General features: G+C 57.8%; 19 protein-coding genes. 12 read left to right on the top strand and 7 right to left on the bottom strand.

The features are described 5' to 3' along the window. Nucleotides 1–64: 64 nt before the first annotated feature. The 3 genes from trxB to H5P28_RS03235 form a co-directional block, all read right to left on the bottom strand. Complete coding sequence (gene trxB / locus H5P28_RS03245) at nt 65–1,006, bottom strand: thioredoxin-disulfide reductase (protein WP_185674280.1); 942 nt, start codon at nt 1,004–1,006, stop codon at nt 65–67. Between the two features lie 95 nt (nt 1,007–1,101). Beyond that, nucleotides 1,102–1,728 carry a peroxiredoxin gene (locus H5P28_RS03240; protein WP_185674279.1) on the bottom strand — a complete coding sequence of 209 codons (627 nt, stop codon included), beginning with the start codon at nt 1,726–1,728 and terminating at the stop codon, nt 1,102–1,104. Nucleotides 1,729–1,950: 222 nt separating this feature from the next. Next, on the bottom strand, nt 1,951–4,635 hold the full coding sequence (locus H5P28_RS03235; protein ID WP_185674278.1) for an MGH1-like glycoside hydrolase domain-containing protein: 2,685 nt from the start codon (nt 4,633–4,635) through the stop codon (nt 1,951–1,953). Nucleotides 4,636–4,813: 178 nt separating this feature from the next. Between H5P28_RS03235 and H5P28_RS03230 the strand changes: the two genes are divergently transcribed. Further along, entirely contained in the window at nt 4,814–6,208 is a 1,395-nt protein-coding gene (locus H5P28_RS03230) for a replication-associated recombination protein A (RefSeq protein ID WP_246455699.1), read from the top strand. Between the two features lie 247 nt (nt 6,209–6,455). Here the strand turns inward: H5P28_RS03230 and H5P28_RS03225 are convergent, their stop codons facing one another. From H5P28_RS03225 to H5P28_RS03215, 3 genes are all read right to left on the bottom strand, one after another. Further along, nucleotides 6,456–7,172: an anti-sigma factor gene (locus H5P28_RS03225; protein ID WP_185674277.1), complete on the bottom strand. Its 717-nt coding sequence runs from the start codon at nt 7,170–7,172 to the stop codon at nt 6,456–6,458. Continuing rightward, nucleotides 7,169–7,759, bottom strand: a complete 591-nt coding sequence (locus tag H5P28_RS03220) for an RNA polymerase sigma factor (protein ID WP_185674276.1) — start codon at nt 7,757–7,759, stop codon at nt 7,169–7,171. Before H5P28_RS03220 ends, H5P28_RS03225 begins: the two co-directional genes overlap by 4 nt. 202 nt (nt 7,760–7,961) lie before the next feature. Then, on the bottom strand, nt 7,962–8,894 hold the full coding sequence (locus H5P28_RS03215) for a cation diffusion facilitator family transporter (RefSeq protein WP_185674275.1): 933 nt from the start codon (nt 8,892–8,894) through the stop codon (nt 7,962–7,964). Nucleotides 8,895–9,031: 137 nt separating this feature from the next. Here H5P28_RS03215 and H5P28_RS03210 point away from each other — a divergent pair, with 137 nt between their 5' ends. The 4 genes from H5P28_RS03210 to H5P28_RS03195 all read left to right on the top strand — a co-directional run bounded on the left by H5P28_RS03210 (nt 9,032) and on the right by H5P28_RS03195 (nt 15,194). Further along, on the top strand, nt 9,032–9,829 hold the full coding sequence (locus tag H5P28_RS03210) for a thiazole synthase (RefSeq protein ID WP_185674274.1): 798 nt from the start codon (nt 9,032–9,034) through the stop codon (nt 9,827–9,829). A gap of 404 nt (nt 9,830–10,233) precedes the next feature. Next, nucleotides 10,234–11,586: a sigma-54-dependent transcriptional regulator gene (locus H5P28_RS03205; RefSeq protein ID WP_185674273.1), complete on the top strand. Its 1,353-nt coding sequence runs from the start codon at nt 10,234–10,236 to the stop codon at nt 11,584–11,586. Between the two features lie 28 nt (nt 11,587–11,614). Further along, nucleotides 11,615–13,447, top strand: a complete 1,833-nt coding sequence (locus tag H5P28_RS03200) for a GspE/PulE family protein (protein ID WP_185674272.1) — start codon at nt 11,615–11,617, stop codon at nt 13,445–13,447. Nucleotides 13,448–14,237: 790 nt separating this feature from the next. Further along, on the top strand, nt 14,238–15,194 hold the full coding sequence (locus H5P28_RS03195; RefSeq protein ID WP_185674271.1) for a rolling circle replication-associated protein: 957 nt from the start codon (nt 14,238–14,240) through the stop codon (nt 15,192–15,194). 145 nt (nt 15,195–15,339) lie between these two features. Here H5P28_RS03195 and H5P28_RS03190 read toward each other — a convergent pair whose 3' ends face one another. Further along, on the bottom strand, nt 15,340–15,612 hold the full coding sequence (locus H5P28_RS03190; protein WP_185674270.1) for a BrnT family toxin: 273 nt from the start codon (nt 15,610–15,612) through the stop codon (nt 15,340–15,342). 136 nt (nt 15,613–15,748) lie between these two features. On the opposite strand from H5P28_RS03190, the gene H5P28_RS19685 reads away from it, so the two are divergent. The 7 genes from H5P28_RS19685 (at nt 15,749) to H5P28_RS03155 (ending at nt 21,848) form a co-directional block, all read left to right on the top strand. Next, nucleotides 15,749–16,369, top strand: coding sequence for a hypothetical protein (locus H5P28_RS19685; RefSeq protein WP_246455694.1), 621 nt, complete (start codon nt 15,749–15,751; stop codon nt 16,367–16,369). 295 nt (nt 16,370–16,664) lie between these two features. Continuing rightward, nucleotides 16,665–17,264 (top strand): DOMON domain-containing protein, encoded by a 600-nt coding sequence (locus H5P28_RS03180; protein WP_185674268.1) that lies wholly within the window; start codon nt 16,665–16,667, stop codon nt 17,262–17,264. A 254-nt stretch (nt 17,265–17,518) separates the two neighbouring features. Beyond that, a complete protein-coding gene (locus H5P28_RS03175) occupies nt 17,519–18,187 on the top strand; it encodes a type II secretion system protein (RefSeq protein ID WP_185674267.1) in 669 nt (222 codons plus the stop codon). Further along, nucleotides 18,159–19,316, top strand: a complete 1,158-nt coding sequence (locus tag H5P28_RS03170; protein WP_185674266.1) for an SGNH/GDSL hydrolase family protein — start codon at nt 18,159–18,161, stop codon at nt 19,314–19,316. The genes H5P28_RS03175 and H5P28_RS03170 overlap by 29 nt, the downstream gene beginning before the upstream one ends. Nucleotides 19,317–19,519: 203 nt before the next feature. Further along, entirely contained in the window at nt 19,520–20,524 is a 1,005-nt protein-coding gene (locus H5P28_RS03165) for a LacI family DNA-binding transcriptional regulator (RefSeq protein ID WP_185674265.1), read from the top strand. A gap of 149 nt (nt 20,525–20,673) precedes the next feature. Then, nucleotides 20,674–20,940 carry a transposase gene (locus H5P28_RS03160; RefSeq protein ID WP_185673679.1) on the top strand — a complete coding sequence of 89 codons (267 nt, stop codon included), beginning with the start codon at nt 20,674–20,676 and terminating at the stop codon, nt 20,938–20,940. Then, nucleotides 20,934–21,848 (top strand): IS3 family transposase, encoded by a 915-nt coding sequence (locus tag H5P28_RS03155; protein ID WP_185673678.1) that lies wholly within the window; start codon nt 20,934–20,936, stop codon nt 21,846–21,848. Before H5P28_RS03160 ends, H5P28_RS03155 begins: the two co-directional genes overlap by 7 nt. The last annotated feature ends 52 nt before the right edge of the window (nt 21,849–21,900 follow it).

Raw genomic sequence — 21,900 nt, 5'->3', positions numbered from 1 at the left:
GAGAGGGTGTTTTTTGAAAAAACACCCTCTCGTATAACCCTCAAAGCTACTTGGGACCGGTCGCTTACGCGCCGACGCCGAACTTGTCCGTCAGGTAGCGCTCGGCGGAGATGGCGGCGCGGCAGCCCATCCCGGCGGCGGTGATGGCCTGGCGGTAAACGTGGTCCGAGCAATCACCGGCGACATAGACGCCCTCGATCTCGGTGTGCACGCCGCTGGCGTGGTTGGAGACGATGTAGCCGTCTTCGTCGGTGGGGATTTCGTCGCCCAGGAATGCCGTGTTGGGGATGTGCCCGATGGCGATAAAGAAGCCCTTGGCCTCGATCTCGGAGACTGCGCCGCTTTTGACGTCCTTGACGCGCACGGCGCGCATGTTGCCGGACTCATCCGCGAGGACTTCCTCGGGGACCGTGTTCCAGCGGACCTCGATCTTGTCGTGGGCGAGGGTGCGATCGGCCATGATCTTGGAGGCGCGGAACTCGTCGCGGCGGTGCAGGATGGTGACCTTGCTGGCGAAACGGGTGAGGAAAAGTGCCTCTTCACAGGCCGAGTCACCACCGCCAACCACGATCACCTCCATGCCCCGGTAGAAGGCACCGTCGCAGGTGGCACAGGTGGTAACGCCCTTGCCGCCGTACATCTCCTGTTCGCCGGGGATGCCGAGCAGGCGCGGGCGGGCGCCAGTGGCGATGATGAGCGTACGGGTCTCGTAGGTCTTGCCGGAGGACTTGAGGATTTTTACGTCGCCCTTGAGTTCGACGGACCCGATCACGTCGCTGGCAAACTTCGCCCCAAAGCGGGCGGCTTGTTTGCGGATGTTATCGGTCAGGGTGTAGCCGTCGATCCCCTCGGGGAAGCCGGGAAAGTTTTCCACCTCGGAGGTGGTGGTGAGCTGGCCGCCGGGCTGGGTGCCCTCAATCACGAGCGGCTCCAGGTTGGCACGGGCGGCGTAAATGGCGGCGGTCAGGCCGGCGCAGCCGGTCCCGATGATGATGACGTTTTCCATGATGCGAATTTAAGGGCTTTGGGGGAAGAATTGGAAAGGAAAAACGGCCCACCCCGCGGGGCATTAGCGCCGCGTATGGGCGGGCCGTTAAATGGTTATTTGCTGAGGTACTCGGCCACACCTTCGTGGGTGGCGTTCATGGCTTCCTTGCCCTTTTCCCAGTTCATCGGGCAGACTTCGCCGAACTGCTCGAAGTGCTGGAGCGCGTCCACCATGCGGATGGCCTCGGCGATGCTGCGGCCCAGCGGCAGGTCGTTGACGATCTGGTGGCGCACGACGCCTTCCTTGTCGATCAGGAACAGGCCGCGGTAGGCGACAAGTTCGCCGCTGGCCACGAGGCTGCCGTCCACGTCGATGTCGTAGTCGCCGGTGAGCACGTCATAGGCCGAGGAAATGGTCTTGTTGGTGTCGGCCACGATCGGGTACTCGACCCCTTCGATGCCGCCCTGCTTGCGCGGGGTGTTGACCCATGCCCAGTGGCACTGCTCGGTGTCGGTCGAGCAGCCGATGACCTGCACGTTGCGCTCCTCGAATTGGCCGAGCGCGTCCTGGAAAGCAATCAGCTCGGTCGGGCACACGAAGGTGAAGTCCTTCGGGTAGAAGAACAGGACCACGTACTTGTCCCCCAGGAACTGGTCGAGGGTGAAGTTCTCGACGATCTGCCCCTTGACACAGGCGGCGGCGTTAAAGTTCGGAGCTTTTTTTCCTACTAGAACTGACATGTCTATATGCGTATTGGTATGAAGTGGCGGCGGTTGGTGCCGACCGAAGCCCAACATCGAATCCGGCTTGCTCCCGCTGTCAAGCCGGGGAAGACATCTGCCTAGTCTATTCTATTATGACTACGATAGGCGCAGCCTATAGCGAGTCGGCCAAAAGCCTACCGGACGAATCGCGGGCATCGGCATAAAATTCTCCGGTGATAATGCAAGGGACATGGTTACTCAGGGCTGTGGCTGGGCGTCGGCGCGCTTGTGGCGGCACTTATCCTCCAGCAGCTTGGCCACGAGGCCAGTCCAGCCGGTCTGGTGGGAGGCACCGACGCCCCGGCCGTTGTCGCCGTCGAAGTACTCGTTGAAAAGCACCAGGTCGCGGAAGTGCTTGTCACGGTACTGCCCGGCGTGGAGCCGGTGGACGGGCCGGTCGCCGTGCTTGTCGGGCAGGAAGATCGCACACAGGCGGCGGGAGAGTTCGGCGGCGGCCTGTTGGAGGTTGACCCAGTTGCCGGAGCCGGTGGGCAGCTCGACCTTGAGGTCGTCGCCGTAGTAGTGGTGGTACTTTTCCAGCGCCTCGATCAGCAGGTAGTTGACCGGGAACCAGATCGGGCCTCGCCAGTTGGAGTTGCCGCCGAAGAGCGCGCTGTCGGACTCCGCCGGTTGGTAGGAGACGCTGAAGTCCTTCTCGTGGTAGTTAAGCCGGAACGGGTTGTCGCGGTGGACTTTGGAAAGCGAGCGCAGGCCGTAGGGGGAGAGAAACTCGTTCTCGTCGAAGAGGTAGCGCAGCACCCGCTCCAGGCGCGGGCGCGAGGGGATGGCGAGCATGAGCTTGGGGTCCTCGTGCCGCCCGCCCTCGAACTCCAGGCAGGACATTTCCTTGGAGAAAACCTCGTTGTGGGTGAGGAACCATTGCAGGCGCTTCTTGAAGCGGGGGAGCTTTTCGATGGTGTTGACCTGGAGCACTTCGGCCGCGCAGATGGGCAGCAGGCCGACCATCGAGCGGATGGCCATCGGGATGGTGGTGCCGTCGGCCTGGAGCATGTCGTAGTAGAAGCCGTCCTGCTCGTTCCACAGACCGGTGCCGCCGAGGGTGTTCATGGCCTCGGCGATGGCCACAAAGTGCTCGAAGAACTTCGAGGCCACGCCCTCGTAGGCCGGGTCGTTGGCGGCCAGTTCGAGGGAGATCGAGAGCATGGTCGAGCAGAAGAAAGCCATCCACGCGGTGCCGTCGGCCTGCTCCAGGTGGTAGCCGTCGGGCAGGGGCTTGGAGCGGTCGAAGGCCCCGATATTATCCAGCCCGAGGAAGCCCCCGGCGAAGAGATTTTTGCCGTGCGGGTCCTTGCGGTTGACCCACCAGGTGAAGTTGATGAGCAGCTTGTGAAAGCACTGGGCGAGGAAGTCCAGGTCGCGCGCGCCGCGGCGGCCCGTCATCTTGTAAACGCGCCAGACGGCCCAGGCGTGGACGGGCGGGTTCACGTCGGAAAAGTTCCACTCGTAGGCGGGAATCTGGCCGTTGGGGTGCATGTACCACTCGCGTAGCATGAGGATGAGCTGCTTCTTGGCGAAGTCCGGGTCGATCTTGTCGAACGGGATCATGTGGAAGGCCAGGTCCCAGGCCGCGAACCACGGGTACTCCCACTTGTCGGGCATGGAGATGACGTCGCGGCAAAAGATGTTTGTCCACTCGGCGTTGCGCCCGTGTTGCCGCGACTCCGGGGGCGGGGGCTCGCCGGGGTCGCCGTCGAGCCAGTCCTTGACCACATAGTGGTAAAACTGCTTGCTGTGCAACAGCCCGGCGTAGGCCTGCCGGATGACCTGCTCCTCGTGCGGGTGCAGGCCGTCCTCGCCGATGATGGCGCGGTAATACTCGTCGGTCTCGCGGATGCGGGTCTTGAAGGCCCGCTCGAACTCCGGTCCGAAGGGCTTGGGCGGACGCTTGTCTTTCAGGCTGAGGCGCAGGCGCAGGGTGCGGGTTTCCCCGGCCTTGAGCGTGAGCCGGAAGTGCGGGGCGGCCTTGGTGCCGTGGGCGTCGGGGTTGACGGCGTCGGTCTCGCCCGCGCACAGCAGGTGGTGGAAGGCGTCCTTGGTGAAGGGGCTGGCGTTGGACGAGCCGAAGAGCTTTTCGTTGTTAGACTCGTTTTCGGTAAAGAGCCAGTCAGCCGGCTCTTCCTCGGTTTCCAGAATGAAGGACTCTAACTCGTCGTGGTGGGCCTCGGCACAGCGGGGGCCGGACTGCGCGATGCGGGGCTTGGGCGTGCAGCCCTCGTGCGAGCAACCCCAGCTCCAGGTATTACGGAACCACAGGGTTGGCAACAGGTGGAGCGGAGCGGCGTCCGGGCCGCGATTGACCACGGTGATTTTGATCAAAAGGTCATTCGGGGCGGCCTTGGCGTACTCGGCGAAAACGTCAAAGTAGCGGTCGCTCTCGAAAACGCCCGTGTCGAGCAACTCGAACTCGGGCTGGTTGCGGCCCCGGCGGGCGTTCTCGGCCAGCAGGTGCTCGTAGGGGTAGGCGGCTTGCGGGTACTTGTAGAGGCTTTTAAAATAGCTGTGGGTGGGGCTGGAATCCAGGTAGTAGTAAAGCTCCTTACAGTCCTCGCCGTGGTTGCCCTCCTTACCAGTGAGCCCGAAAAGTCGCTCTTTGAGGATGGGGTCTTTCTCATTCCACAGCGCGAGTGCGAAGCACAGGCGGCATTCGCGGTCGGTGATGCCGAGCAGGCCGTCCTCGCCCCAGCGGTAGGCGCGGCTGCGCGCCTGGTCGTGCGTGAAGTAGTCCCAGGCTTCGCCGTCGGCGGAGTAGTCCTCGCGCACGGTGCCCCATTGGCGCTCGGAGAGGTACGGGCCCCAGCGCTTCCAGTTCTTTTCGCGGTCGTGGGCTTCGTCGAGGCGCTGTCTTTCGGGATTATTCGGCATGGCGGGGTGAGGCGTGTGCTTGAAAAGAGAGAAACCCGGGCGGGCATGTGACAAAAGCATGGCAGCGGGAAATTCGCGGGCCAAGGCGAAAGTTTTTTACTCGCGCTTGCCCTTGGGCGAGTTCGGGTCGAATTTTGGCTGGCAAAGTTTTAATACGTGCACAAAGTTTCACGCCAGCTTGAGCGATAATTTCCAGTCCAGTCTCTTTGAAAATTCCGCCTGCGGTGAGGGCGAGGGCGAACCGGGTTCGCCGGTCTCCGCCGTGCAGCGTCGCCGCCCGCTGGCGGTGCGCATGCGTCCGCGCGACCTCTCCGAAGTGCTGGGGCAGGAGCACCTGCTGGGCAAAGGTTCGCTGCTGCCCAAGCTGGTCAAGACCGACACCTTCGGGAGCCTGCTTTTCTACGGCCCGCCCGGCTGTGGCAAGACCACGTTGGCCGAGGTCATCGCGCAGGAAACGGGGGCCAAGTGTGTACGGCTCAACGCCGTCATGTCCAACGTGGCCGAACTGCGCGACGTGCTCCGCATGGCTCGCTACGACAGCGCGCACGAGACGATCCTTTTCATCGACGAGATTCATCGCTTCAACAAGGCACAGCAAGACCTCCTCCTGCCGGACGTGGAGGCGGGCAACATCCGGCTCATCGGCGCGACCACGCACAACCCGGGCTTTTACATCATCGACCCGCTGCTGTCGCGCAGCCACCTTTTCCGGCTGGAGCCTCTGCCCGAGTCGGCCACCGTGGCGCTCCTGCGCCGGGCGTTGGAGGATGGCGAGCGCGGTCTCGGCTCAACGCGCTGCACAGCCGGGGACGCGGTGCTCATCGGGTTGGCCCGGCTCTGCGATGGTGACATGCGCCGTGCGCTCAACGCTTTGGAAACGCTCGTGCTCAGCCAGCCGACCGGGAGCGAGATCACCCCGGCCGAGCTGGAGGTTTTCGCCCGGGAGCGGCAGATCCGCTACGACGCTGACGAGGACGAGCACTACGACACGATTTCCGCCTTTATCAAGAGCGTGCGCGGCTCCGATCCCGACGCCGCTCTCTACTGGCTGGCCAAGATGGTCGAGGGTGGGGAAGACCCGCGCTTCATCGCCCGGCGGCTTATTATCCTCGCCTCCGAGGACATTGGGCTGGCCGATTCACGTGCCCTGCCACTGGCCACCGCCGCGCTCCAGGCGGTCGAGTTCATCGGAATGCCGGAGGCGGCGCTCACCCTGAGCCATTGCACGCTTTTTCTCGCGCTGTGCCCGAAAAGCAACTCCGCCACCGAGGCGATTTTTCGCGCCCGTCGTGCGATCAAGGAAGGCCCCGTCCAGCCCGTGCCGCTCTGGTTGCGCGACAGCCACAGCAAGGTCGGTAAGCAACTCGGCCACGGTGACGCGTATATGTATTCCCATGATAGCCCGGACCACATTTCGGGGCAGGAGTACATGGTCGATCCGCTGCCTTTGTATTTGCCCAGCCACTACGGCGCGGAGGCCGCGCTGGCCGAACGCCTCGAAAAGTGGAAGGCTCTCAAGGCAGAACGCCGCCAGGCCGGGGACGATGCTTCCAAAGCGGACCCGGCTGACTGAGCGACGGATCGGCTGGGCAGGGAAGTTGCCCCGTAAGCCACCGGGTGGTCGAATGAAGAGGCTCACACGGAGGCACAAAGGCACGGAGATAAGTGGTCGTGTCGGTTGGGTGAGTCCACTTCCAAGCAGACTTGATAAATCAGGGATTTAACAAAAAGGCCGGGAAGTCAGGAATGGGATGCCTCCTGTCTTTCTTTGCGTTTTTTCCGAGCTTCCTGTTGAAAAGCTTGATCTGAAAAGCCTTTTATCAGTACCCCTCAGACGAGGCCATGAGTGGCGGATAGTCCATCATCTGTTCCTCGGCGGGGAGGGTGATGGTGGCTGAAGTGCCGGGCAGTTCAGCCATCTGGCGCAGGCAGCTCATGCGCATGGCCATTTCCTCAATGGAAGCCGGCTGGCCGGCTTCGAGCACGGCAAAGGGATTATTTTGCGAGACCACCTCATACTTCATGACGGGGGTCACGACCCAAGCCTGTTGCTCACCTATACGGGTGGCGACGACGGCGTGCGGGTTGCTGTTTTTCAGGCTCATCAGCCGCTGGATGAGCTGCTCACGCGACGGGGCCGACTCCATCACCACGACGATCTGTCGGGCGTCGAGTTTGTCGCGCAGTTGGGAGACGTCGCGGGCGATGGTGTCCAGTTGGAGCGAGTCGCTGCGGGTCACATAAATAAACGCCCCCACGGACAGGGCCACGGCGGCCGCCATCCCCCCGATCTGGGTCAGGTAGGCGAACAGCTTTTGCGAGCGTGAGGGCTCGGGGATGATGTCGTCAGCCGGATCGGGCACATAGCTGTCGCGGATGATCTGGCTTTCGGCGGCGCGGAGGCTGCGGTACTGCTGAAAGGTGGCGCGGCGCTCGGCGCTGCTGGCCAGTTCCTTTTTGAGTGCAGCAAAGCCCTCGGGGGAAATTTCCTTGTCGAGGTAGAGGTTGACTAGCTGCTCAAAGCGGCTGTCGGTCATTTAAAATCACTCCCCATCTGCTCGCGGAGGCTTTCGCGGGCGCGGGCGATGCGACTTTTAACCGTTCCTACGCTGATGCGCAGCTCTTCGGCGATTTCTTCGTAGGAGAGGTTGTGGACGTTGCGCAGGACGAGGATTTCGCGGTGCTTTTCATTAAGCTGCTGCATGCAGCTCGAAACGCGGTCCACGAACTCCTGGGTCAGCGTGGCTTCGCCGGGGTCTTCGCCTTCGGCAGGGAGGACATCGGCCAGGGTGGCGTCGCTGTCCTGAGTCAGATTCTGATCCAGGGAAAAGGACGCGCTGCGCTTGCGCCGCCACCAGTACCAGTAGCGGTTGTGGGCGAGGTTGGTGGCGATCTGGTAAAGCCAGGTCGAAAAGGCGGAATCGCCACGGAAATTTTCGAGCCCTTTCTGGGCACGGATAAAGGTGTCCTGCGTGACCTCTTCGGCGTCTTCGCGGTTTTTGAGGAGCTGGAAGGCGCGGGCGAAAATCCGGTCCCAGTAGAGGGTCACGATTTCACCAAAGGCGCCGTTGTCGCCGTCCTTGACGCGGGCAACCAGAACCTGATCAGCGGGTGGAGTCTCCATAACAATAGCAATCGGTTAGAGTAAGAGAACCTTAACGAGGGGAGAAAGTTCCATGAGAATGGCATAAAAGCCCGCCTTTGGCAAGTATGCGAAGGCTTCATTCTCCTCCTGAGGTAAAGGCCTCGTTTTGCGCCCGGGAGGTACGCTGAACTTGCCGGATTCAGGACAAAAAGGCACGGAGTGGCGGGTGCCGGGGGACTTCCTATGGCACGGGCTTGTCGGACTGGTCGAGGTCGGAGACTCCGTACTGGCGCAGATGCTCCTCGCTGTCTGGCTCCACATGTATCAGAACGTCAATGACTTCACTGTGGCGGGAAAGGATGTTCTCGCGGACCCGGCGGGCGATTTCATGGCCTTCGTCCACGCTCAGGCTGCCATTGACTTGCAGGTGCAGGTCTACGTCGATCATGTCACCCACCCGGCGTGCCCGGAACTGGTGGTAGCCGACCGCGCCCGGTACGGGCAGGATGTGCTCGCGAATGTCGTTGATAACTTCACGGGAGGGGGCGGCGTCGAGCAGGTCATTGCAGGTCTGGGCGATGATTTTTACCGCCTCCACGCCGAGCCAGCCGCCGAGGATGATCCCGACGAGCTTGTCAAGGAAGGCCAACTGCGGTCCGGCGATGAGAATCGCGATCAGCGCGACGAGCACGAGGGCCGAGGAAAGCGAGTCTGTGCGGTGGTGCAGGGCGTTGGCCATGAGCAGGCGGGACTTTTCCCTGCGGGCGATGCTGCGGGTGCGCAGAAAGAGCCACTCCTTGGCCGCGAGCGAGGCTGCTGCCGCCGCCAAAGCGGGCCAGGTCGGGTCGGTGGCGTCACCGTCGATCAGTTCGTGGACAGAGCTGATAATCAACCCCGCGCAGAAGCCCAGTAGAGCCAGCCCGATGAAAAGCGAGCACAGGCTGGAAAAGCGGTGGTGGCCGTAGGGGTGGTTGTCGTCGCGGGGTTTGGCCGCCATTTTCAGGCCGAAGAGGGCCACCACGTCGGTCGAGAGGTCCACCAGCGAATGCAGGCCGTCGGCGATGAGCGCGGAGGAGTGCGCGAAAAAGCCGACTACACACTTGAGTGCCCCCAGCGAGATATTCATCCAGACGCTGAGCCAGGTTATGCGCAGACCCTCTTGCTTTTTCTCCATGAGAGTCTAATCTTTCACGGATCTGGCAGCCCGAGACAAGGCTGGGATAACAGACCTGCGGATTATTTTTTGCAGGCTTGAATGTTTGTTTTTCCGGTCCGAACATGCCCTGAGCTGCCCATCGAAGGCCATTAGCAATGACAAAAGAATCCTTATCCTGCCAACCGCTTGAGATCGCGGGCCGGAGCTTTAACTCCCGCCTGCTGGTCGGCACCGGCAAATTCTCCTCCAACACGGCCATGCGCGACGCGCTGCGGGCCTGCGGGTCCGAACTGGTCACCGTCGCCCTCAAGCGAGCCAACCTTGAAGCCAAGGCCGATCCCTTCGCGGACATCCTCGATTTTCTGGAGCCCGACCGCTACCTGCTCCTGCCCAACACGGCCGGGGCAATGGACGCCGACGAGGCCCTGCGCCTGGCGCGGCTGTCGCTGGCGGCGGGCCTGCCGCAGTGGATCAAGCTGGAGATCCACCCCGACCCAAACTACCTGCTGCCTGACCCGGTCGAGACCTACAAGGCGGCCAAGGTGCTGGTGGACGAGGGCTGGACCGTGTTGCCTTACATCAACGCCGACCCCGTGCTGGCCGCCCGCCTGCAGGACATCGGCTGTGCGGCGGTCATGCCGCTGGGCTCGCCCATTGGCTCGAACCGGGGGCTGGAAACCCGTGCGCAGATCGAGATCATCATTGAGCAGGCCCGCGTGCCCGTCGTGGTGGACGCCGGACTGGGCGCACCTTCCCACGCCGCCGCCGCTCTCGAAATGGGGGCCGACGCCGTACTGGTCAACACCGCCATTGCGGTGGCTTCGGACCCGTGCCGCATGGGACGGGCCTTTGCCGACGCCGTCGAGGCCGGTCGGGCCGCCTATGAGATGGGTCTCGGACCACAGTCGGGCAAGGCTGTCCCCACCAGCCCGCTGACGGCCTTCCTCGGCTAGTGTTCCGTAGCAAGTTCATGCATTAAATTTGGGGGCTGTGCGCCCCAAACCCCGCAGCAGACGAAGTCTGCACTTTCGATGCTGCCGCATCGCGTCTGGGATTACTGCCTTCAGCGTCGCTGAAGGCAGTAATCCCAGAGGAGCATCCAAACTGAGTTGGCACCCCCAAATTATACCAGGAACTTGACTAATGATACTCTCGGGAGCGTTGCGAGAAAAGTTGTGCGAGCAGCGTGGTTCGGTCATGGCCTGTTTCCGTCGTGCCTTTTCCCGCGACGAAAGTCTCCCTGCAGTGACTTTCGTCGTGTCCCGAAGCCAGATTGACGGTTTCGGGACATTGGGCACTTGCCACGCGGGAAAGACAGCGTAAGATACCTCTCTATCCCGCGACACACGGTTTTCTTATGCCGCAGAAGATACTCGTACTCGACGACGAAGAAAATTACGCAAAAATGCTGCATTCCCTATTGGAGCAGCATCACTTTCTCGTCGATTCCGCGACCAAGCCAGAGGTGGCTCTGCGGGCCTTGCAGGAACATGGTTACGACCTGGTGATTTCCGATTACAAGATGCCGGTCATGGACGGAGCGGACTTCCTCCAGAAGGCCCGCCAGATCAATCCCGACCTGCCCGTGATCCTCGTCTCCGGCCTGATGAACACACCCGAACTGGTCAAGGTCGCCAATATGAGCGTGACCCTGGTGCTGGAAAAACCCATCGACATCCAGCACTTCCTCGGGCACGTGAAGCGTTTCGTTCAGCCTTTGGCGGAAGAGGAATTTCACCGCCAAAAAAGCCTCCAGGCCGCACAGCAGGACGCTGTGGCCGACCGCGAAGGGCGCAGCTACGTGCGCAGTTACCCCAATGACAGCCGCTATGTGGCGGACGAGTCCGCGGGTATGCAGATGTTTCTGGATGAGATCTGGCTCTCGTCCCGCGAGCAGGCCCATGTCTTTATCCAGGCCCCGTCCGGAGTCGAGTTTGAGCTGCTGCTGCGAGAGATTTCCCGCTGGCAGGAGCAGCCGGCGGACCGCCTCATCCTCGTCGATGTCGCCTCCGATGTTTCCGTGCGCACGCGGGATTACCTGCGCGGACTGCAACCGGGCTTCAGTCCGGTGGTAGGCGTGTCCGGCTATGCGCAGGCCAGCTTCGAACGGCAGGAGGCCTGGGTAGATGTCTTTCGCGAAGTGCCCGAGCCCTTCCTTTTCGTCCATTTGATCGATGAATCGCTTTTCTTCGAGGGATCGCCCAGGATCAACCCCGAGCTGAAAGAGCTTTTACTGGAAAAGCACAGTGTTTGGCCCCCGCTGAAAGAGCGCCTGAGCGACCTGGCCGTTTACACGCAGTACCTGCTGCGCACGCACGCTGAGAAGTCCGCTCGTCCGGGGCGCGCGAATCTCTCCGGCAACGCCTTGGCATGCCTGCTCGGCTATGATTGGCCGGGTAACTACCGTGAGCTTTCGGATGTGATCCGGCGCACGGTTGCCCTGGCCGAGGAAGGCCCGGTAACGGGCGCTCAGCTTGCGGCTATCCTGACCCGACTGGGGCGTACAGCTCCGGACGGCGATATACTGACGCTGAAGCAATACCTGCGCCGCGAGCAGAATGCGCTTTTGACGCTCATGCTTCAGGACTCCGACGAGGATTTGGGCAAGCTCCTCCAGCGTCTCGGTGTCGAGCCCGCCCTGGCCTCCGCCGCGCGCAAGCCCCATGAGCTCGGTTTGCTTTATCCCGAATTACTGAGCCCGTCCGCCTAGGCCTCCAACCTCTTCAACCCCGCATCTCATGGCTCTTGCACGCATCCAGGCCGCGATCGTCAACAATCTCAAGGACCTGAATCGCCTGACCCAGCAGCAGGCCGACCAGATCATCCATACCGACAAGGAGCTCTCCGGCGACGAAGTCGAAAAGCTCCTGATGAAGGACTTTGAGATCAGCGAGTTCCAATTACTGGTGGCCAAGAGCCAGGCCTGCGGGCTGAGCCCCTTTAACGCTCACCATTACCGGCGTGATGATCGGACCTTCGAAAGGCTCGATCAGGACTTTTGTAAGGAGAACAAAATCCTCCCCGTCGGTGTGGTCGGCGACTACATGGTCATCGCTCTGGCCAACCCTTTCGACCTCTCCGTTCGCAACCGGGTGCAGGAAATCACACGGCGCAAGGTACACGCCCTGCTGGCCATTGAGCGCGACATCCTGCACCACCTAAAATCAGACGACACGCCCGAAATCCACGTAGCCGAGGGCTTCGGTGATGTGGTCGAGGCGCTCGACATCGAGTTCTCGATGGCCGAGTCCGAGATCGACGACGATGCCGACGCCGAGGAGTCCGCCCCCATCATCCAGCTCGCCAACCGCATCATCGAGGATGCCTACTACTCCGGTGGCAGTGACATCCACATTGAGCCTTCGGAAAAAAGCTGCCGCGTGCGCGTGCGGGTGGACGGCGTACTCAACGAAAAACTCACCCTCCCGCCCAAAGTGGCCGGGGCGCTGCTGGCCCGCCTCAAGGTCATGTCCAACCTCGACATTGCCGAAAAACGCCTCCCCCAGGACGGGCGTATCGTTTTCCAGCAGTTTACCAAGAAGCCGATCAATATCGACCTTCGCGTCTCGACCGCCCCGCTCAACCACGGCGAGGGCGCGGTCATGCGTATCCTTGACAAGACCAAATCGACTTTGCCGCTGACGGCGCTCGGCTTTGAGCAGGAAAACCTCACCATTTACCGCGACCTGATTACGCGCCCCTACGGGATGATCCTGCATTGCGGCCCCACCGGTTCGGGTAAGTCGATGACGCTCTATTCCGCGCTCAACGAGATCAACTCGCCCGAAATCTGCATCCGCACCGCCGAGGACCCGATCGAGTACACGCTCAATGGGCTCTGCCAGATGCAGATGCAGCGCAAGATCGGGCTCACCTTTGCCAACGCGCTGCGCTCTTTCCTGCGTCAGGACCCAGATGTCATCCTGGTCGGGGAAATCCGCGACAAGGAAACCGCCGGGATCGCGGTCGAGGCCGCGCTGACCGGACACATGCTTTTCAGCACGCTTCACACGAACGACGCCCCGAGCACCATTGCCCGTCTGACGGACATGGGTATCGAGCCTTTCATGCTCTCGGCCTCGCTGGTCTGCGTCTGCGCCCAGCGGCTCATGCGCCGGGTCTGCAAAACCTGCCGCCAGTCCTACGAGCCGGTCGGGCGAGAGCTGGACATCCTCGGCAAGGCGCTTGGCTGGAAGGAGGGCGACGGCAACATCTACCGCGCCAACCGCACCGGCTGCCCGAGTTGCAACGGCAAGGGCTACCGTGGCCGAATCGGCATCCACGAGCTGATGCAGACAACCGAACTGCTCATTGAGGCGATCAACAAGGAAGTCGAAACCGCCGAGATCAAGCGCATCGCCATGTACACGGGCATGTACACGCTGCATCAGGACAGCCTGAAAAAAGTCCGCTCTGGCATCACCACGATGGAGGAAGCCATCGCCACCGTCCCGCCCGACCTCGAAGACCTCGAAGCCATGGCCGAGGAGTTCCAGCTCAAGGACCAGCTCAAGGCCAAAGCCCGCGCCGACCGCAAACTTCAGCTCGGCCAGGGGGCGGAGTCTCCATAGCCCGCACCTTCTGGCGGTAAGCGAGCTGCCTGCTTCTAGCTGATTACCCTATCTTTCTTTGGATACAAGGGGCGGGATTAGGCCCGCCTGACACATCTTACGATCAAGGATGAGAGCCGCATAACTGAACTGCCGCATTTTCCGGCCCCGAGGCTATCCACCAAAATGGTGGTCGTTACTGGACTCGAACCCACGCCCGTGGTTCCGCAAGCCATTCGAGGGTAGGGGATAACAAAAATTCGGGAAATGCGTTAACTCCCGAAGCCGCTCCCGGCATATTCGACGGAGGTAAATTCTTCGGTGAGCTGGCCGAGGTCCTGAACGCATGGCCGGACCTACCGGCACACATACGGCGGTCGATTCTCGCGCTGGTCGAGGTTGGTCGGGCCGAGGGGGAGCCGCCCCGTGTAGAGCAAGACAGCGTGCCTCAAGGCTCGCTTGCTCAAGCGCGGAAACAGGCGGCGGGACTGGCTCTAGGCCCAGCCTGTGACGATCACCCGCCAACCGGGGGAGGTGCCCATTGAGCCCCCACAAAAAAGCCCCCGCCATGCGGCAACACGGCGAAGGGCAAACATCGGAAGTGGAAAACCTCTCGAATGGTGCTGATTACATTGAGCAGGGGAATCGCTGTCAAGCTCCCGCGGGGACCGACGGGGCAGTGCGGAGCACGCCGGAGGGCGTGCCCGCACTGCCCGGCGGCCCCGAGGGCGGCGCAGCCGCCCTTCCTTGTCTAAAGAAAAACAACTCAATAACAGAGGTAGCCCATGCGCTGAGACCGCACCCGCCGGAAATGATCCACAAGTTTGACGGGCAACGGATCTGGCTCAACCTGCCGGACGGGACACAGCAGCGCTTTGGTCCCCCCACTCAGGGTGAACTCAAAAAGAACTTCGCGCTGGAAAAGAATATCGAGTACATGGCCAATCACTTCAGGCTCGAACGGTTGGGCTTCCTGACCCTGACCTTTGCCGACAACGTGACAGACTTTCGCGAAGCGCAACGCCACTTCAATTCGTTCCGCTCAAACATCCTTGGCAAGAACTTCGAGGCCTCGGTTGTCGTGGTCGAACCCCAGAAACGCGGGGCTGTGCATTACCATCTGGTGGTTGTCTGCCAGACGGATATTCGCACAGGCTTTGATTTTACGGCTTTTCGGGAGTGTCAGAACGAATACCGCACCAACGGCAAGGCTGCCCGTTTTTATGCGCTGCTTAAGCAATACGCCTCCACGGCTTCCCCTGAACTGCGTCACCTTTGGGCACACCTGCGAGAAGTGGCCGGACACTACGGCTTTGGCCGGTGCGAACTCCTGCCCATCCGCTCCAACGCCGAAGGCATTGCCAAGTACGTCGGCAAATACCTGGAGAAGGGCAGCCAGTTCCGGGGCGAGCAATTCAAGGGTGCTCGCATGGTCCGCTATTCGCGGGGCTGGCGTGCCGTCTCACAAAGTTTCGCATGGCTCGATACCGGCAGGGAGTGGCGTAAGCTCGTCGCCCAGCTCGCTCACATCCTCGGGTGCGAGTCAATGGATGCCCTCTGCCTTCGCCTCGGCAAGAAATGGGCCTATCACGCCCTGAATCTCCTCAAGTCGTTCCCCGATGCCACACCGCTGGAGCTGGCGATTGTCTTGGGAGGGCAGGCGAAAGCATTACGCAACAGCCGCAAGGTGAAAGCGCCTCAAAGCTTTAATCAGGGCAGTAGTTTCCTTACCGCTGAGGGGAGTATTGCGCTTAATTTTGGTCTGTAGGGTGTGCACGTTGATCCCCGCTTCCCGCGCCAGAGCGGAAAGGTTCACGATAGCAGACAACTCCTTAAGTCGGTGAATGTTCAAGACGCTCTCGGTCTCGAAATAGCCGAGCACGTCCTCGCCATCGTCAAAGCGTTCTTCGAGATTATCGCGGTTGGTGCTGCTCATAGAGGTCCCTTTCGTTCTGGCGGGCACGACGCACGCTGATAATGCGTATGTCTTCCCCGCGTTCGGTAAAAATTGCTGTCCAGTGTTTTGAATCAATGGCTCCGATGGCCAAAAAGCGGTCTTCGTCCGGGAAGCGCGAAGGCAACACAATCAGTCCGGCATCGTCCCAAAGCTGTTGGGCTTCCTGAAAGCTGATGCCGTGCTTTGCCTGATTGATCGCGTTCTTGTTCTCATCCCATTCAAAGGCCACTACTACACGATGAGCAAAATTTTGTTCAAGTCAAGATTGTGCCGTGAAATGTTGAGCCGTGGGGGTACGCTTTTTAGGGTCAGTAACTCGAACCCGCCGGTTGACAGCGATTTATGGGATTGATACAAGTGCGGCCTTGAATAGGCAACTGACAACGTTTCTAGGCTTCATGGCGGGCTGGATTGGCCGTCGCCAGCAATTGGTGATCGACTACCTGCTGGAAGAAAACCGTGTTTTGAAGGAGCAGTTCGACGCGACGGGTAAGAAGCTTCGGTTGACCAACGCCCAGCGCCGGAATCTGGCCATCAAGGGCAGAAAGCTCCGTTGGGCGCAGTTGATGCAGTACGCCAGCCTCGTGAAGCCCGAGACCCTTTATGCGTGGTACCGCCGGTTCGTGCAGCTCAAATACACGGCCAAGACGAGGGTAAAGACCGCCGGGCAGAGCCGCATGGAGGCGATTCGAGAGCTTTGCTTGAAATTCGCGGTCGAAAACACCAGATGGGGCTATGGCCGGATTCAGGGGGCACGTCGCCCATACTTAGACTTCCAACGATGGAAGTTCGCTTTACTCACATTGTGTTCGCGGCACACATCATCCACGTTACGGCCTTCGTCTGCCTCACGCAAGATCGCCACGACCTGCTCTTCGGTATATCTTTTTCGCTTCATGTTCTGGTCGGGTTCTACCCGCCAGGGGCTCAAACGCAATGGTACGGTTCTAGGAGGTCACGCCACCCTTGGAATAACTTTCCGATAGACCCAATTTTCTTTTTCGATTCGTAGGCTACGTGGCATAAATCAGAGAGTTGAGAACAATGTACTATGTCCTTGTGCCGAACCACACATATACGTGAAACTCATATTTGCATCACACCCTTGCGTATTAGAGTTGGATTCTCCCCCTGACTTAAACAGGGGGCAGATTGAGACTGTCTAAGCTATTTATAAAATTAAAAACAACCTGCATGGTCAGAATTAATCATCTTTCAACTGGTTTTTGTATCGTAGCATTTTTTCTAGGAGCGTGCTCCATACTGCCTAGTAACCATTACATGGCTTTGTCGATTCCACAAAACTCGTCCGTTTTTTTAAATCTCGCTCAGCCATGGAACAATGAGTTAGACGCGAATTTTAAACCCACTATAGTGGAGCTGAGTTGGCGTTCTGACGCCCTGATTGTCAATGCGCAGCTAACTGATTCCGACGTGATGAGTGCCGCGACTGCAGACAACCAGAGGATGTGGGAACTCGGGGATGTTTTTGAAGCTTTCCTCATGATCGAGGGCCGAGACGATTATGTTGAATTGCACGTTACCCCTAATCACTTTCGGATGCATGTTGCCAAGCCAAATGTCCAAGGTCAACTCTCGCCAGAAGCGGACCCCTTGGCCTTTGAGGAGATGCTCGTTGCCCCTGTGGGATTTTCAAGCCATGTAACGCGGTCAGAGAACGGATGGAAAGTCTCGATGGCAATACCTCCGGAGGTTCTTGGATTGGAGAGGTTTTCAGAGGGGCTGCGCCTAAGAGGAAGTTTTTGTCGTTATGATGCTGCTAGTGATCATGCGCTTATCCTTTCGACTAGTGCTTCTCATCCTGTCATCGCATTCCATCGTCCTGATGAATGGGCGGAACTGGTGTTGGAAATAGAGTGATTGAAATCTCAGGATATTTACCAATTCACAATATCTGCTTGGAACTCTTGAATTGAGAGATAAGCCGCAGTTACTCCGGATATTCGAGCTACCTGCGCTCAGTTGACGAGGTCTCGTCGCAGGGTCTGCTTTTTTCAAATCTAATTCTGCGGGAGATCGTCTTTCTTCGGAGAGTCCCATTAAGTTAAATGTTTAACTCGCTGGCGACTTGTGAGTGGCTGTTGTACTCCACATAGTTACATGCACGACATTTTATGAGAACGTACACCATCAGTCGTCATCGTTATTCAGCTTTTACGCTTTTAGAACTGCTCGTTTCAATTGCAGTTATAGCGATTCTAGCAGCAATCATCATCTCAGCTATGGGTAAAGTCTCCAGTCGAGCACGTAGTGTGAAGTGTCAAAACAATCTTAGGCAGGTTGCTTTAGCAACGTTAACTTATTCTAACGAGAGTGGCGGATCACTCGCACCAATGATGTCGCAGGACTGGGCATCTTATGGCGGTGAGAAGTACCCTGATGCGCCTCTGAATAGATACCTGGATCTACATTCAGACGTATTCTTATGCGACGGTGACATAGAATGGCAGACTGGAATTTATGATTACCAGAAAACGAGTTATGCGGTAAACCAAGCATTATATTTTAATGGTGATGCTGGTTTTATTGTCGGGGAGGGTCCTAAGCTTATTAACATTGAGTATCCATCCAGAACTATTCTGTATGGCGAGACTCTAATGTATCAGGATCCTCGCGGCTTTACGTGGAACACGACATCATGGCATGGCGATCACGGCTCACACCTCGTAAATGTTGTTATGGTAGATGCTTCTGTTGCTACGTTTGTGCCAGAGTCCAGTCCTAGGTCTGGAGTGTTCTCAGATGGTTGGGCAGATGCAGATCGAAGGTATCGCTGGAAGTGAATCTGATGAACGACCTATGTATAAATATAATTTAACATTTATTGCTGTTATGCTAAGTATGTTTTCTATAAGCTCTGCTTTGGACGTTAGATCAAGTCTTTGCGATAATGGTCAATCGCTGCCAGTGTGGGAGCAAGGCTCCTTAATCCAAAACGAAACCGTCCTGTTTCGAGAAGATACCAGCGGGGGATATTATGCAAATTTGCTATTTGAACCTGATGAAATTATCTCTGTTCGTGCAGTAAATGGCACAGTTGAGTATGACGTCGGTATGTTTACAATTAATGGTCGTTCAATTTCGATTAAAGGCAAAATTCTGCACCTCGACGAGTCTGAGGTTTACCCCACTGATTCTGCAAGTGGTACTCAGCCTCATATTGAAGTAGGTCGACTTATAAAATACGGAGAGAGGGATACGTTTCATTCAAAGCAAGTAAATGTGACGTATACCACTTCGAGCGATTGGGATGGTCCGTTGCCGAGTTCACAGTGTAAATATCTCCAGCGGTTTAATCAACGATTGGCGGAGTCTTCGACTGTCAAAATTGTCCTACTAGGTGACAGTATATCCCATGGTGCGAATGCTTCGGCAACGACTCCCGTTTTCCCGAACCAGCCTCCGTATATAGAACTTGTTGCCAATCGTTTGGGTTCGCAATGCAAGTCAAGTATTGAAGTGGCGAACTTGTCGGTAGGCGGAAAAAATATTTTTTGGGCTGAATCCCAAGTCGGTTCTGTTGTGAAAGAGAACCCAGATTTAGTTATCATTGCATTCGGAATGAACGATGCCTCAAGCGATATGTCTGTACGCGACTTTGTGATTACATTATCGAGGATTATTGATGCTATCAAAACATCGGACTCCGATGCTGAGTTTTTGGTCGTATCAGGTATCACTCCTAACCCTGATTGGTCTATGAGTAAAATGGATAGGCGCCAGCCATTTCACCAAGCAATGAGGGTCTACTGCGATGAGAATGATGTCGCGTTCTGTGACGTTTATTCTGTGTGGAATTACCTCGTTGATCGGAAAGGTTACCTTTCTCTTTCAGGTAATGGTGTAAATCATCCAAATGATTATGGTCATCGTCTTTACGCGGATATTATCCTGAAGGCGATAACCAAATGAACGTTGTAAAGCTTTGATTCGCAGTTACCCCTGCCTTTAATCGCTTAGATGACGAGCTTGTCGAGAAACGTCGAACTACGTCATGTGTAGATTGCAAGACTGCTCGGCATTGTGCTTTCAATGTCGTTGATCCCGGGGCATTTTAGTCTGCACGCGCAAAAGCTTCTTGAGTATACGCCTTCGTTACATATTGATTGTGAGGTATGCGTGTAACTCTTTTAGATATTGCAAAAGCTGCAGGAGTGAGTGTCGCTTCGGTTTCCATGGCTTTGAGGGGGCGAGGCAATCTCTCTTCAGCCACACGCGAAAGAATCAAGGCGTTAGCTGAGGAGATGGGATATGTGCCAGATCCAGCTTTATCGTCATTGAGTAATTATCGAAAAGGAAATCATGTCGTAAAAGCAGCTATCGGATTTGTCACTTCTTGGCCTACGCGTGATGGTTGGAAGGAGTCATTTTTTTTGCAAAAAATGCACAAAGGTTTGGTGGATGAGGGGCTTCGGTTTGGTTACAATATTGAAGATTTTTGGCTAGGAGAGAAGCAGATGACTGCAAAGCGCATGTCTCAAATTATTTTTACTAGAGGCATTCGAGGTATTGTGTTACCGCATCAGCGTAAACCTAGAACGCGCATAAAACTTGAGTGGGATAAGTTCGCTGTTGTGGCTCATCGTTCTGCATTAATCTTGCCTAGATTTAATTATGTAAGTGCGGATGAATATCAAGGTGTGAGACTGGCATTTCATCACCTAAGGCATCACGGCTATCGTGTACCTGGACTGATTATGAGCCGTACTTATGATGTACTCTCTGCGAATCTTTGGCGTGCGGGTTATCTTGTCGAGGTTCAAGCTTATCATCCCAAGAGTGTTGGAATTCCAGTTTTCTATTTGGAGCAAGATTCTGATTTGAACGAGTTGAAGAAATGGTTGTTTACTTATAAACCGGATGTTTTGTTGGGCGCAAATTATGTATTCAGCTTGCTTCTGCAATGTGGCGTTTCCATCCCTGATGAGCTTGGTTTTATCTCGTTGGATTTGGTAAATGCAGATGGAACAATAGCAGGTATTGATTCTAATGCGGAATTATTAGGTAGGCATGCGGTGCATATGCTTCATCTTGATATGCAAACTTCTAATTTTGGAGTCCCGGAAGTTGTTCGTGGATTAAATGTTGATGGTAGTTGGGTTGATGGGGCGACTCTTTAATATTCGATTTCAAGAGTTATTACCACTGGTTGCAAGAACACCTGGCCTAGTCCACCCGCCGATAACCGTAGCGTGGGTTGATCTGGCGTGACCTCCTAGAATCGTACCATTGCGTTTGAGACCCTGGCGGGTAGAACCCGACCAGAAGTATGAAACGAAAGAGATACACCGAAGAGCAAATCGTGGCGCTCCTGCGCGAGGCAGACGAAGGCCGCAGCGTGGACGATGTTTGCCGCGAGCACAATGTGAGCAAAGCGAGCTTCCATCGTTGGAAGAGCAAGTACGGACAGATGGAGCTGCGCGATGTGAAGCGTCTGAAGGAGCTTGAGCGCGAGAACGCCGAGCTGAAGAAACTGGTGGCCGACCAGCTTTTGAACATCAAAGTACTGGAGCAGGTAAACGCAAAAAAATGGTAAGCCCGGGGCACAAGCGCGAAGCGGTGCGCGAGGTGGCCGAGTCGGGAACGTGCTCGTTACGGGCCGCCTGTCGGTATCTTCGTCTGCACTGGTCGAGCTTCTGCTACCGGGCTAAAACCGCCACCGACAAGATGGTTCGCCTCGTGCGTGCGATCATCGCGGTGAGCCGGACCAACCCGCGCTACGGTTATCGTCGCGTACGAGCGCTGCTGGCCAACGAAGGCTGGCAGGTCAGCCGCAAGCTGGTACAAAAGGTACGCCGGGCTGAAGGGCTGGGCGTGAAGCCGCCGCGCCCCCGGCAACGGCGTCAGGGCAAGTCCACCGGCAAGATCCCGACCGCGGCGACGCATCCGCGGCACGTGTGGAGTTGGGACTTCGTGGCGGATCGCACCGACAATGGAGCGCCTCTGCGGGTGCTCAGTCTGATCGACGAGTTTACCCGCCAGTGCATCAGCCTGACGGTGGCTCGCGGGCTGAAGTCAGCCGACATCGTCGCGGCCTTGGACAAAGCCATCGCCAAGCACGGTGCTCCCGAGCACATCCGTTCCGACAACGGGCCGGAGTTTATCGCTACGGCGACCAAGGACTACCTGGAATCCAAACGCATCAAAACCCTCTACATCGAGCCGGGCTCGCCCTGGCAAAACCCTCACGTGGAGAGCTTCCACAACCGCCTGCAGGACGAGTGCCTCAAGCAGGAGTGGTTCCTCTCCCTGACCGAAGCGCGCGTCGTCATCGAAAACTGGCGACGCAAATACAACAGCCAGCATCCGCACAGCCGTTTGGGCTTTATATCCCCCGACGCCTTTGCCAAACTCTGGCATCAAACCAAGGCAGTGCTTGGCTCCGTTCGCCCTACGGGCTCACTGCACCAAGCACTCCCGCAAACCATAACCCAACCAACATAATCCTACCCAGCCAGCGTCTCATCGCTCTGGTACGAAAAGTGGGGGCCGACCA

This window comes from Ruficoccus amylovorans (assembly GCF_014230085.1).
In the GTDB taxonomy this organism is placed as follows: domain Bacteria; phylum Verrucomicrobiota; class Verrucomicrobiia; order Opitutales; family Cerasicoccaceae; genus Ruficoccus; species Ruficoccus amylovorans.
This window is presented reverse-complemented; position numbering and strand designations above follow the sequence as displayed.